The following is a 12843-nucleotide window of genomic DNA, read 5'->3' on the forward strand; positions in this document are numbered from 1 at the left end:
CGCCCCGTTCACCCACCGCGCTTTTCCCCGGATGCCCCGTTCGGCGCGCAGCCACGACCCGAAGGCCTACATCAGCACACGCTTCGACTGGACGGCGGTCTTGGCCTGTGACGCCGGCAGTTCCCTGGCGAACGCCCAGGTCCTTGCCACCGGCAGGAGGAATGGAGGCGCGCCGCTGCTGTCGAGTCGATGCGCTGCTCAGTTCAGTGCCCCGCCGGGTCGGTCGAGCGGGCGTACTCGGTGGGCGTCCGGCCGTAGTGCTTCTTGAAGGATCGGATGAAATGGCTGCTGTCGGCGAACTGCCAGTGGGCGGCGAGTTCCGAGACGCTCAGCCGACCGGAGGGCGCGGTGAGGGCCAGCCGTGCCTCTTCCAGCCTTCGCCGCCGGATGTAACCGGTCACCGACTCCCCTCCTGCGGCAAATGCACGCTGCAGGTTGCGGACGGAGACGTTGAGTTCACGTGCCAGCATCGTCCCGGAGAGCTCGGGGTCGGCCAGGTGGCTGTCCACCAGATCCTTCGCAGCCTGCGCGAGTGCGGGCGCCAACTGCGGTTCCACGTCATCGACCTGACCTCTTGCCACCGCCTTGGCCAATTCGATGAGCGTGCCGTGGGCGGCCCGCACTCCCGCCGGCCCGAGGTCCGCGGCCGTTTCGTAGATCATGTTCGAGTGGGCCACCAGAAGGCGCACCTCGGCGGACGCGAGCGGCCCGCTGACGCTCTGCCGACCGCCGAGCAGCGGTTTGAGGGTGGCAGCGGGCAGGACGAGGACTTTCGCCGTCGTGTCCGGAACCGTCTCGAAGTGCAGTGGCCGTCCGATGTGGCGCAGCAGGAACTGCCCGGCCGGCACGGTCTGTTCGCTGCGAGCGAGCGGGGCACCCAGGGTCCAGCAGCCGCGCTGCACAACGTACATCCGTACCTGATCCTCGACGCCGTTGAGAGCGCCCTCGGTCCGGATGGCCGACGCGCCGTGGAGATCGGTGATGGCCACGTCGCCCACCTTGGTGGCACGGCTCCTGACCCGGAAGTCCCGGGTCGTGGCCGGGCTGAAGGTCGGCAGTGGGAAGCCGTCGCCTATCTCCGTCTCCCAACCGCTGCGGAAGGCATCGAACGCTCCTGGTGCTGCACCGGGGAGTCCGAAGTCCCCGGAGGGCGCCGCGCCTGACCCGTCGGCTTTCACACCGGTGCTGTTCGTCACCGCTCGCCCCGCGTTCGTCGCTCCGCGCTGTCTGGCGCATCTGTTCTGCCCGGATGGCGCTGTGGTTCAAGCCTGCGTTGTGCCGATCTTCCTAGGCTTCAGTACCAGTGACAACCCTCCGCTTCGGCCTGGCAGATACACAAGAGGAGAACCTCATGAACCAACACGAGTCCGCCCGCGTGGCCGTCATCACGGGTGCCGGTACCGGCATCGGGGCCGCGACCGCGCACCGGTTCGCCGCGGACGGGTACACCGTGGTGCTGGTGGGCCGCACCGAAGCGACCCTCCGGCAGACCGCGAAGGAGGGCCCGGAGGGCGCGGAGCTGCACCCCTGGGTCGCGGACGTGTCGGACCTCGGTGCCGTGACCGCGGCCATCGACGGTGCGGCCGAGCGGTTCGGGCGCCTGGACGTGCTGGTCAACAACGCGGGGGTGGCGATTCCCGGCACCGTCGACGGGATCGACCTGGACAGCTACCGGACGATGGTGCGCACCAACGTCGAGGGCGCCTTCTTCGCGTCGCGAGCCGCGCTGCCCCACCTGAGGGTGGTACGGGGATGCATCGTGAACGTCGGATCCGTGGCCGGGCTGCGCGGTGAATGGAACCAGGCCGTCTACAACATGACCAAGGGCGCGCTGGTCAACCTGACGAACTCCATGGCGCTGGACCACGGCCGGGAGATCCGGGTCAACGCCGTACACCCCGGCGCGACGCTCAGCAGGCAGCACGTGCGCGATGCGCTCGCCGAGGGGACGTCGCTGTACGAGCGCTTCGTGGACCGCGTGCCGATGGGCCGGCCGGGCGAGTCGGCCGAGGTCGCCGCCGTCATCGCGTTCCTCGCAGGCCGCGACGCCGGGTATCTCAACGGAGTGCACATACCCGTAGACGGCGGCCTGACGGCCTCGGACGGTCAGGCCGACCTCTACAAGACCGTCAGCTGACGGTCACCGCGGGCGGAGCACGGCCGCTGACGGCCTTGTGCAGAGAGGCGGTAGCAGCGTGAGGGGCATGGAGACCTACGGGGCCGGCATGCGGTACTTCGTCGAACAGGTGCAGGAGAAAGGCCGCCTTGGTCTGATCGACGAGCTCGTCCGTCCCGACTTCCGGAACCACAGCCAGGTCGAGTTCAGGGTGATGGACCTGGTCCGCTACCGCGACGGGCCGCTGGTCGAGCACTGGGCCGTCGGCGACGCGGTGGTCGGCCTGTTCCGCACTTTCTTCCAGGGCCGAGCGGGTCGGTGCGCGAGGCCCCCACGCACAGTGAAAGAACATGGAAGGTTGACCCTCGTTATGAGAGACCACTTGCATAAGACGAGTGGGCTGCGTACCTTTATGAGAGTCAACCCTCATGGTGAGGGTGCCCTCTTTCTGGTGGAGGTTCAGATGGCAGATGTCTCGGTGGTCGGCCCGGACGCCGGTGAGTCGATCCAGCTCGGCCCGACGCGGATGCGGATCCTGGAGGACGGCAGCACGACCGGGCACCGCCTGGGCGTCGGGGAGATCACGCTCGCCCCCCACACCGACGGGCCGCCGCAACACCGCCACGCACGGCACGACGAGGGCTTCTACGTGGTGTCCGGCGCGGCCCGGTTCACCGTTGGCGAGACCGTGTACGACGCGCCCGCCGGAACGCTGGTCATGATCCCGCCCGGCGCCCCGCACACCTTCGCCAACCCGACCGACGGCACCACGGTCCTGCTCAACACGTTCACGCCGGACCTGTACGTCAACTACTTCCGGGATCTGCGCGACATGATCGCCGAGGGTCGGCCGCTCACCCCCGAGTCCACGATCGAGGCGATGAGCCGGTATTCCACCGAACCGGCCACCGACTTCGCCTGACCACACGCACCTGCAGTGTGTTTCAGCAGTCCACCCCGGGCTGCCCGTTCGGCGCCCGCCACCAGCGACGACCAAGACGACCCAGACGACCAAGGAGACAGGCATGACCATCGTGACCCACGACGTGGACCTCCCCGGGACCGGCTCGATCGGGGTACCGGTCGCCGAGTACGGGTCCGGACAGCCGTTCCTGCTGCTGCACGGCGGGGCCGGACCGGCGTCGGTGACCGGCTTCGCCGAGAAGTTCGCCGCCGCGCATCAGGTGCGTGTGCTCGCCCCGACCCACCCCGGGTTCGACGGCACCGAACGCCCCGAGGCCCTGGACTCTGTCGCCGGCCTGGCTGCGCTCTACCAGGCGCTGCTGGACCAGTTGGATCTGAGCGACGTCACCGTCATCGGCAACTCGATCGGCGGGTGGATCACCGCCGAGATCGCGCTGCTGAAGTCGCCTAGGGTCAGCGGCATCGTCCTGATCGACGCGGTCGGCATCGAGGTGCCCGGCCACCCGGTGGCCGAGTTCTTCTCCCTGACCATGGATCAGGTCTTCGCGCTCAGCTTCCACAACCCCGAACCGTTCCGCATCGACCCCGCCACACTGCCCCCTGCGGCGCAGGCCGTTGCGGCCGGCAACCGTGCCGCCATCGCTGCCTACGCCGGCACCGCGATGACCGATCCGACCCTGGCCGGACGCCTGGGGACGCTGGAGGTCCCGGCCCTGGTGCTGTGGGGTGACAGCGACCGGATCGTGGACGTCGCCTACGGTCGCGCCTACGCCGCAGCCATCCCCCTGGCCCGGTTCCAACTGCTGACCGACACCGGCCACGCCCCGCAACTGGAGACCCCGGACCAGGTGCTGCACGCGATCCGGGACAGCGCCGCCACCCACTTCTCCGCCTCCGCGCACTGAGCGGCGACCAGCGGCCGGCCACCGTCACCCATGGAGACCCGACCATGCCACGGCGCGTACGAGGTCACCTTCGTCCCGCGCGCCGGGTGCGAGGCGGTGTACTTCGCCGGGGACACCATGCTCATCCCCGAACTGGTCCAGATCTCCGAGCGGTTGGGGCACATCTCGTTCGCGCTGCTGCCCGCCAACGGCCTGCGCATCCGGCCCGCGAACAACATGCAGGTCGTCATGAACGCCGACGAGACGGCGTAGCTGACCGCCATCCTCGAGCACGAGCCGGCCGTCCCGCACCACCACGCGTTCACCAAGGGCTCCCTGGGAGACCGGCTGATCACCCACAGCGACAGGAACCCGCTGCGCTGTCAGGACGCCTCACGCGACCTGGCCCCGACACCAGCGTCCGCATCGTCGAACCCGGTATCAGAGTGGAGCTGTGACCCGTAGCAGCGGCGAAGAGGACTTCCTCACCGCGAGGAACGCGTCCGCGAGGTCCGCCGTGTACCCGGCTGCGGCACCCTCACCGCCTGCGAGGCGCCCGATGTCCCCGGACGCTTCTACCGCTACGAGGTCTCCAGCGGCGCCGCCGCGTGTGACACCCGCCTCCACACCGAACACGTCCATCGCTTGATCCCCGCCACCCGCGCCCAGCCCCGGCGGCCCCGGCGCCTCGTCCAGCTCGACGAAATCCCCGTCGACCGGACACACCCGATCGATGCCGCCCCTGGACGTTCGACCACGGCGCCAGGGCGATGCGGCCCGCCGCAAGATCCACAGCCATGCCATGACCTGTCTCCACGCCCGAGGAAAACCATCATCATGACCGTCTCCGCTCCCACCGCCACCACCCGCACCGTCGACCTTCCGGGCGGCCTTGCCGTCACCCTTGTGGAGTTCGGCCGGAACACCGGGGGCACCGGCGTGCTCATGCTGCACGGTGGTGCCGGACCGCGCTCGATGGCAGGCTTCGCCGCCGCCATGGCGCAGCACGCCTACGTGGTCGTGCCCACCCACCCCGGGTTCGACGGCACGCCCCGCCCGGAATCCACCGACACCGTCGCCGACCTGGCCATCGCCTACCTCGACCTGCTCGACGCGCTCGACCTGCGCGGTGTCATGGTGGCCGGCAACTCGGTAGGCGGCTGGATCGCCGCCGAGATGGCGCTACGCGACAACGCCGCCCGGATCTCCTGCCTGACCCTGCTCGCTTCCACCGGCATCGCCCCCGAGCCCCCGCTGCATCTGGCGAACCCCGCCGACCTCGGCCCGGCCAAGACCGGTGAACTTGCCTTCCACGACCCGCGGCTGCGCCCGGACCCGGCCACCCTCACCCCCGAGCAGCTGGCCACGATGGCCGCCAACCAGCGCACCCTGGCCGTGTACGCGGGCGACCCGTTCTGCTACGACCCGAAGCTGCGGGGTCGCCTGCACCGGGTCACCGTCCCGGCCCTGGTGATCGCCGGCGAGCAGGACGGCATAGCCCCGCTGGAGTACGAGCGGACCCTGGCCGGCTCCTTGCCCCGCGCCACCTTCCAACCCATCGCGCAGGCCGGGCACTTCCCGCACATCGAGCAACCCGGGGCGGTCTTCGGGGCGATCGGCGACTTCGTCGACACCCAGGTCAGGCCCGACGGCGAGTAGCACGGCGACCAGTACAAAGCGGTGCCTGCCCACCGCTCGCGACCCAACCCGCGCGGTGCACGTCAGGACCGCACCACCACCGACCCAGGAGGATGGACATGACGACGCATACGACCCCGGCCGACGGCGGCCGTCGGCGCGGGGGTCTGGTTCTGGCAGTGTGCTGCCTGAGCCTGCTGATCACCGCTCTGGACACCACCGCCGTCAATGTCGCCCTGCCTGCCGTCGGCCGCGATCTGCACGCTCCGGTGAGCGGCCTGCAGTGGACCGTCGACGGGTACACCCTGGCGGTCGCCGCCTTCATGATGCTCGCCGGCTCCACCGCCGACCGGGTCGGGCGGCGCCGGGTGTTCCAGACCGGACTGGCCCTGTTCACCGCCGGCTCGCTGGCCTGCTCCCTGGCCCCGACCCAGGGGTGGCTGATCGTTTTCCGTATCGCCCAGGGCCTGGGTGCCAGCATGCTCAACCCGGTCGCCCTGTCGATCATCACCCACGCCTTCCCCGACCCACGCGAGCGCGCCCGCGCGATCGGGCTCTGGGGCACCACGGTCGGCCTGTCCCTGGCGGCCGGCCCCGTGGTCGGCGGCCTGCTGGTCGCCTCGGCCGGCTGGCGCTCGATCTTCTGGATCAACATCCCGATCGGCCTGGCCGCCCTCGTCCTGGCCGCGGTGTTCGTGCCCGAGTCCAGGGCCGCGGCGCCGCGACGTCCGGACCCCGTCGGTCAGGTGCTCGTCGTCACGATCCTGATTTCGCTGATCTTCGCGATCATCGAAGGCTCCCGCCAGGGCTACGGCAGCACCCCCATCGTCGCCCTCTTCATCCTGTCCGCGGCCGCGACCGCCGCGCTGCCCGGCTACGAAAGACGCCGCGAGCAGCCGTTGGTCGACCCGGTGTTCTTCCGCTCGGTCCCGTTCACCGGCTCCTTCGCCGCCGCCGTCACGGCCTTCCTCGTCCTGTCCGGCTTCCTGTTCCTCAACACCCTCTACCTGCAGGACGTACGCGGCTGCACCGCGCTGCACGCCGGCCTGCTGACCGTGCCCATGGCCGCCGCCACGGCAATCGCCTCACCACTGTCGGGGCGCCTGACCGCCACGCGCGGCCCACGCCCGCCCCTGGTCGCCGCCGGACTGTTGATCGCGGCGGCGGCGCTGACGCTGACCACGCTGACCGCGACCACACCGTGGACGGTCCTGCTCACTGCCTATGTTCTGCTGGGCATCGGATTCGGCCTCGTCAACGCCCCGATCACCAGCACGGCCGTGGCCGGCATGCCACGTGCCCAGGCGGGGGTCTCCGCCGCGATCACCACCACCGGCCGCCAGATCGGCAACAACCTCGGCGTCGCCGTCCTGGGCGCGATCGTCACCGCGCGCACCCGGGTACCGGGCCATGCCGGAATCGCCACCGCCGGCCACCCGGGCTGGTGGATCCTGGCCGCAGGCGGGCTGGTCATCGCCTCGATAGGTCTGGCCACCACCACAAACCGTGCCACCGCCACCGCCGCGCGGGTCGCCGCACACTTCCCGACCGACCCCGTGCCCGCCCTGAGCGGCGCGCCCGTCCCCCGTGGCGGAGCACCGGCGTGACGCCATGGTCAGTGCTGTGCGACGGGGCGGCCACCGATGGGTTCGTCGCCGCTCAGTGCGGCTCGGGTCAGGGTGGTCGCGGTGCGGACGACGCTGGCGATCGCCTCCTCCGGGCCCAGTCGGCACAGGTCGGTCAGGCAGAACAGGGCCTCGGCGCTGACTACGGCGGCCAGATCGTTCTTGAGTCGCGTCACGGCAGCCGGGTCCGTGGCCCCCAGGGTGTCGTCCAGAGGGGCGAGCGCGTGGTCGATCAGGCCGAAACGCATGGCCGGGCGGGCGCCGGCCGCCTCGGGACGGGTGATGGTGGCAGCGATCATCGCGCGGGTCGCTCCCTGGTACGTCAGAACCAGCCGCAACAGGTGTTCCGTCGCGACGGCGATGCGTTCCACCGGGTCGCGGGAGTCCGCGACCGACGCCAGCGCTTCGGCCGGGGTGGGCATCTGCCCGGCCATGGCCTCCTGGAGAAGACTCGGCAGGTCGGGGAAGTGGCGGTAGGCCGTGGCCTCAGACACCAGCGCGGAAGTGGCGACCTCGAGCATCGTCACGTCCCGGCCGGTGCGCATCAGCTCGACCGCCGCCTGCACAAGCGCCCTGCGCGTACGCAGCTTCTGGTTCGCTCGGCCCGTTCTGGCCTGCGGAGTCTTCGGTTCGCCCGTGTGCATGGGTCAAGAATAGCAAGTCAACCCTGATAATGAGGGTCGGCTCTCATTACGGGAGGGTGGATGCTCACGGGACCGACCTGGTCATTCGGGCCGGCCGTCGGCATCGCCGACGCCGTTGGCGGCGGTTCGTTGCTTGCCGACGCGTCGGCCCAGGGTGTCGTACCGGTAACGCCATACCGATCCGTCCGGAACGATGACCTGGGCGAGCCGGTCCTGCGCCTCCCGGCTGTACCACCACGTGTCCGGCTTGCGGCAGAGCCGGGTCCGATGACGGAGCACCACACGTCCGGCGGTGTCCTGCTCGTGGCCGATCCGCCGGCGGGCACGAGGTCGTGGCCCCGGTAGGCGCGATCGCCGCACCCTTCGTCCCCGAATCGGCGCCCGCGCCGGTGTTCCACGGGCAAGCCCTACCGGTTCACGGCGGTCGCTCGCGGCGCAGGTGGCCGCGGCGTTCGTCGGTCGCGCGGCCGCAGTCGCCGGACTGACGGTGAAGCGGGTGCGGCGACGGGTGAGCCGCCGGCTCTCCCGGCGCGGGGGCGGACGGTGAACTGGTCTCGTTGACCGCGGAGTTGGAGTCGCCCCGGTAGAGCGGCGACGAGGAGAGCGCGGCCGACCGTGTCGCTGCGGACTGGGGGCGGCGCCTGCTCGGCTTCCTCGAGGGCGACGCGGGCAGCGCGTGCGGCACCTCGAGCACGCGCACGGCGGACGTGACGGTATGTGGCGGCGACGAGCGTTCGCTCGGCCGGGAGGGTACGCCGGGGCCGACCGGACCCCGAGGAAGAGTCCGCAGCCGTCAGGCGCTTCGCGGTCCGCGGTGCTCGGTTCCGGCGGACCGCTCCGCGGTGAGGAATCACGCCGGGCCGGCCTCGGGTGAGGGGGGAGCGGACGGCGGCACCAAGCCGAGCCGTTGGGCCCGCAGCACGGTGCCCAGACGATCACGGGTGCCCAGCTTGCGGTAGATGTTCTCGACGTGCTTGTGCGCGGTGCGGACCGAGATGCCCAGGCGCCGGCCGATGGCGTCGGCGGTGAGGGCGTCGGCGAGCAGCAGCAGGACGGTCGTCTCGCGCGACGTCAGCGCGCACTGTGCCGCCCGCTCGTCCGGCGCCCTGTCCCGGCCCAGCGCGCGGCGCCACTCCTCCAGCAACTGCCGCTGCCGCTCGACGGCCGTCAGTAACGGCTGTGCGCGCTGCGCCATGGCGAGATCGTCGTCGGTGAAATCCGTACCGGCGCGATGGACGAGGCAACCGGTGACCGGCGCGGTGCTCTCCGGAAGGGGCAGGCCCAGCACGTGGTCCACGTCGAGTGCCTCGCCGAGCAGCCGCGCCGTCGGGCTGTCGGGCCAGCCGCGGCCCGCCGCCCGTTGTGCGGTGACCGGCTCCCGGTCGGCGCTGTCCGCATAGTGCCGGGCGAAGGGAAAGCCCGCGCGGAGCAGAGCGAGGTCAGCGTCCCCGAGCCGCTCCAGTTCGACGGCGGCGGCGTCGGGCGCCGCGCCGATCGTGCCCTCGCGTTCGCTCCAGTCGTCCAGTTTCAGGATGACCGCTTCGCCGCCGCACAGGTCGGCCAGCGCGCCGGCGAGCAACGGCCACAGACGCGCGGGCTCCCGTTCGTGCAGCGCCGCCACGGCGATGGCCGTCAGGCGTTCGTAGGCCCTGTCCGATCCCACCCGTTGTCTCCGGTCGCCTCGCGGCCCGTCGTCCCCGCGCCCGTACGTACTTGTACGCATACCCCTGCGGTGGCCGCCTGTCGCACACTTCAACCCTGCGACGCCGGAATTCGCGGACGCATGACCGGCGGGCCGCCGACACGGGGGAACGGCGGCCCGCCCGGTGCCGTGTCCCTGCACGGGTCCCCACTCCACCGGGACTCGCCCGGCGCCCCGCCTGGCCCGCGACGCACGGCACGCGGTCCAACTCCTCGGTGCAGCGGGCCGGTACAAGCCCCCGGCGGGCGAAACCGGCCGGGCCACCGGCGGGAGAGGACCGAGGACGTCGCGGCAGCCCTCCTCCGCCGCCACCCGCAACCGGGCCTCAGCAACTGACGGGGAACCGTCGGGCACGGCAATGACAACGCCCCCCCCCGGCGGCCGGAGGGCGTTGCGGAAGAACGCTTCTGGAAGAAGGCGGACGATCAGTCGCGCCCGGCGGCGCGCTGCTCCTTCTGCATCTGCTCCTTCTCCTTCTGCATCTGCTTGATCCGCGCGGCTTCCTTGCGGACCTCGGCCTGGGTGGCGCGCTCCTTCTCCAGCCACTCCGGCCGCTCCTGCTTGAGCGCATCGATCTGCTCGGTCGTCAGTGCCTCGGTGACGCCGCCGCGCGCGAGACCGGCGATGGACACGCCGAGCTTCGCGGCGACCACCGGACGCGGGTGGGGACCGTTGCGCCGCAGCTCGCTCAGCCACTCCGGCGGGTTCGCCTGCAGCTCGTTCAGCTCGGCGCGCGAGACGACGCCCTCCTGGAACGAGGCGGGGGTGGCGGGGAGGTACACACCCAGCTTCTTCGCCGCGGTCGCGGGCTTCATCGTCTGGGTGCTCTGCTGCGAACTCATGAGGTCAAGGGTATCGGCCGTGCGCCGGGCCGCCGACCACGGCCGGTGACGGCGGCCAGGCCACGGCCGGTAACCTGGCCTGGTGACAGGCTCGGAGGAATCACCGTCGTTCCGGCTCGCGTACGTACCCGGAGTGACGCCCGCCAAATGGGTGGGCATCTGGAACGAGCGACTGCCGGGCATCCCGCTCACCCTGGTCCAGGTCCCCGCCGCGGAGGCAGCCGGGGTGCTGCGCGCGGGCGAGGCCGACGCGGGCCTCGTGCGGCTCCCCGTCGACCGCACGTTCTTCAGCGCGATCCCCTTGTACACCGAGACCTCGGTGGTCGTCGTTCCCAAGGATCACCTGATCACGGCGGTGGACGAGGTGACCCTCGCCGACCTCGCCGACGAGGTGCTCCTCCATCCCCTGGACGACGTCTTCGACTGGGACGCGCCGCCCGGCGAGCCCGCCTTCGAGCGCCCCCCGACGACACCGGACGCGATCGAGCTCGTGGCCGCGAACGTCGGCCTGCTGGTCGTCCCGCAGTCCCTGGCCCGCCTCTACCACCGCAGGGACCTCACCTACCGCCCGGTGACCGACGCCCCCCAGTCGAGCGTCGCCCTGTCCTGGCCGGAGGACGCCACCACCGACCTGGTGGACGAGTTCATCGGCATCGTCCGCGGCCGCACCGTCAACAGCACCCGGGGCCGTACAAAGCCTCCGGCCGAGCAGCAGAAGAAGCGTTCCGAACCGGCCGGCGCCCGCCGGCAGCCGGCGCCGAAGGCCACGGGCCGCAACCCACGCGCACGCGCGGCGGGCACCAAGCAGACGCCGAAGCGCGGCAAGCCTCGCCGGAGGTCGTGAGGCCCGGGGCGCGGCTCGCGGCGGCGCCGGTCCCCGGACGCCGACGGCGCCCGGTGGGCGCGGCCGGCGCAGCTCCGGTCAGTGATGTACGGCCGCGCGGTGGGACGGGCGCGGCGTGGCCGGTGCCGTCGGCACCGGTGCCGACGGCCACCGCCCCTACGCCTCCTGCCGGGCAGCCTCCCTCTGCTGCTCCGGCTGGGCCTGGGCCCGGCGTTGGCGCAGGTCGGCGAAGGCCAGGCACAGGGCCAGCAGGATGATGCCCACCGCGGTGAGCAGGCCGTACTGCAGTGCGCCGGCGGGGCTGCCGTGGACGGCCAGGTGGGCGAAGTACACCGAGCCCACCACGGCGACACCGGCCGCCGAGCCGATGCGCTGCGCCGTCTGCAGCACCCCTCCCGCCGCTCCGCCCCGCCGCACCGGCACGAGGGACAGGGTGAGCGTGGTGTTCGGGGAGATGGTCAGGCCGGAGCCGACGCCGGCGACGAGCAGCGGCAGCGCGGCCGCCCAGGCCACTCCCCGCCCCGGCACCCAGTGCACGGCCGCGACGACGCCGAACATGCCCGCCGCCACCGTGCACAGCCCGGCGATCACCAGCTTGCGTCCGAAGCGCACCACCAGACGGCCGCCGGCCGCGGCACCCATCGCCGAGCCCGCCGCGAAGGGCATGGACGAAAGTCCCGCCGCCAGCGCGCCGTAGCCCATGCCGTTCTGCAGGAACAGCGTGTACACGAAGAACAGCGTCGTGAAGCCACCGAAGTACACGAGGCTCAGCAACGCGCCGAGCGAGAAGGAGCGGAGCGAGAAGAGCCGCAGGTCGACCAGGGGAGCCCGGCCGTGCCGCCCCTGGCGCCCCTCCCACGCCCAGAACGCGGCCAGCAGCCCGGCGCCGACCGGGAGCAGGGCCCACTTCAGCTGCCCCTGCCACTGCTTTTGCTGGACCAGCGGCAGCATCAGGGCGAGCACACCAGACCCGAGGAGCAGGACACCTGGCACGTCGAAGCACTCGCGCTTGCCGGGGGCGCCGGGGGCGTGGGGCAGCAGCCGCAGCGCCGCGCAGAAGACGGCCACGCCGATGGGCAGGTTGACGTAGAACACCCAGCGCCAGCCGTCGGGGCCGCCGGCCGCCTGGATCAGCACGCCGCCGGCGAGGGGGCCGACGGCGGTGGAGATGCCGATGGTGCTGCCCATCATGCCGAACGCGCGGGCCCGCTCGGCGCCCTGGAACATCTGCTGGATCAGCGCCGAGGTCTGCGGCGCGATCAGCCCCGCCGACGCTCCCTGGACCAGCCGGAACAGCACCAGCCACGCCGCGCCGGTGGACAGTCCGCACGCCGCCGAGGCGAGCGTGAACAGCGCGAGCCCGGTCAGGAAGGTCCGGCGCCGCCCGCGCATGTCGCCGAGCCGCCCCGCCGGGACCAGGGCCAGCCCCAGCGTGAGGGCGTATCCGGACATCACCCACGACAACTCGGCCGTGCTGGCGTGCAGTCCACGCTCCACCGAGGGCAGCGCCACGTTCACGATCGACGTGTCCAGCAGGGTCATGAAGGCCGCGGTCAGACAGACGGCGAGCGCTTTCCACCGTCGGTCGTGCTGGGCCGGTCCGGCCCGGTCTGTGGTCATGGGA

Annotated in this window: 13 protein-coding genes; 7 read left to right on the plus strand and 6 right to left on the minus strand. The window is 71.7% G+C overall.

The window, feature by feature from the left end; translation table 11 throughout:
* Window positions 1-203: 203 nt before the first annotated feature.
* A complete protein-coding gene (locus tag AB0L59_RS15645) occupies window positions 204-989 on the minus strand; it encodes a helix-turn-helix domain-containing protein (RefSeq protein WP_365583183.1) in 786 nt (261 codons plus the stop codon).
* Window positions 990-1351: 362 nt separating this feature from the next.
* Between AB0L59_RS15645 and AB0L59_RS15650 the strand changes: the two genes are divergently transcribed.
* The 6 genes from AB0L59_RS15650 to AB0L59_RS15675 all read left to right on the plus strand — a co-directional run bounded on the left by AB0L59_RS15650 (window position 1352) and on the right by AB0L59_RS15675 (window position 7169).
* Window positions 1352-2137 (plus strand): SDR family oxidoreductase, encoded by a 786-nt coding sequence (locus AB0L59_RS15650; protein WP_365583186.1) that lies wholly within the window; start codon window positions 1352-1354, stop codon window positions 2135-2137.
* A 442-nt stretch (window positions 2138-2579) separates the two neighbouring features.
* Window positions 2580-3038, plus strand: coding sequence for a cupin domain-containing protein (locus AB0L59_RS15655; protein ID WP_365583187.1), 459 nt, complete (start codon window positions 2580-2582; stop codon window positions 3036-3038).
* A gap of 103 nt (window positions 3039-3141) precedes the next feature.
* Window positions 3142-3945, plus strand: coding sequence for an alpha/beta hydrolase (locus AB0L59_RS15660; protein WP_365583190.1), 804 nt, complete (start codon window positions 3142-3144; stop codon window positions 3943-3945).
* A 30-nt stretch (window positions 3946-3975) separates the two neighbouring features.
* Window positions 3976-4197 (plus strand): hypothetical protein, encoded by a 222-nt coding sequence (locus AB0L59_RS15665; RefSeq protein WP_365583193.1) that lies wholly within the window; start codon window positions 3976-3978, stop codon window positions 4195-4197.
* Window positions 4198-4761: 564 nt separating this feature from the next.
* Window positions 4762-5583 carry an alpha/beta hydrolase gene (locus tag AB0L59_RS15670; protein WP_365583195.1) on the plus strand — a complete coding sequence of 274 codons (822 nt, stop codon included), beginning with the start codon at window positions 4762-4764 and terminating at the stop codon, window positions 5581-5583.
* A 98-nt stretch (window positions 5584-5681) separates the two neighbouring features.
* A complete protein-coding gene (locus AB0L59_RS15675) occupies window positions 5682-7169 on the plus strand; it encodes an MFS transporter (RefSeq protein ID WP_365583198.1) in 1488 nt (495 codons plus the stop codon).
* A gap of 8 nt (window positions 7170-7177) precedes the next feature.
* Here the strand turns inward: AB0L59_RS15675 and AB0L59_RS15680 are convergent, their stop codons facing one another.
* From AB0L59_RS15680 to AB0L59_RS15695, 4 genes are all read right to left on the minus strand, one after another.
* On the minus strand, window positions 7178-7831 hold the full coding sequence (locus AB0L59_RS15680; protein WP_365583200.1) for a TetR/AcrR family transcriptional regulator: 654 nt from the start codon (window positions 7829-7831) through the stop codon (window positions 7178-7180).
* Between the two features lie 81 nt (window positions 7832-7912).
* Window positions 7913-8113 (minus strand): RHS repeat domain-containing protein, encoded by a 201-nt coding sequence (locus tag AB0L59_RS15685; protein ID WP_365583202.1) that lies wholly within the window; start codon window positions 8111-8113, stop codon window positions 7913-7915.
* Between the two features lie 568 nt (window positions 8114-8681).
* Window positions 8682-9494 carry a LuxR C-terminal-related transcriptional regulator gene (locus AB0L59_RS15690; protein WP_365583205.1) on the minus strand — a complete coding sequence of 271 codons (813 nt, stop codon included), beginning with the start codon at window positions 9492-9494 and terminating at the stop codon, window positions 8682-8684.
* Between the two features lie 464 nt (window positions 9495-9958).
* A complete protein-coding gene (locus tag AB0L59_RS15695) occupies window positions 9959-10375 on the minus strand; it encodes a DUF5997 family protein (RefSeq protein ID WP_365583206.1) in 417 nt (138 codons plus the stop codon).
* Window positions 10376-10457: 82 nt separating this feature from the next.
* Between AB0L59_RS15695 and AB0L59_RS15700 the strand changes: the two genes are divergently transcribed.
* Window positions 10458-11219, plus strand: a complete 762-nt coding sequence (locus tag AB0L59_RS15700) for a LysR family substrate-binding domain-containing protein (RefSeq protein WP_365583209.1) — start codon at window positions 10458-10460, stop codon at window positions 11217-11219.
* Between the two features lie 156 nt (window positions 11220-11375).
* On the opposite strand, the gene AB0L59_RS15705 is transcribed toward AB0L59_RS15700, so the two are convergent.
* The gene (locus AB0L59_RS15705; protein WP_365583210.1) at window positions 11376-12839 is read right to left on the minus strand and encodes an MFS transporter; all 1464 of its coding nucleotides are present in this window, start codon (window positions 12837-12839) and stop codon (window positions 11376-11378) included.
* Window positions 12840-12843 lie beyond the last annotated feature (4 nt).

The organism is Streptomyces sp. NPDC052109 (genome assembly GCF_040680195.1).
Classification (GTDB): domain Bacteria; phylum Actinomycetota; class Actinomycetes; order Streptomycetales; family Streptomycetaceae; genus Streptomyces.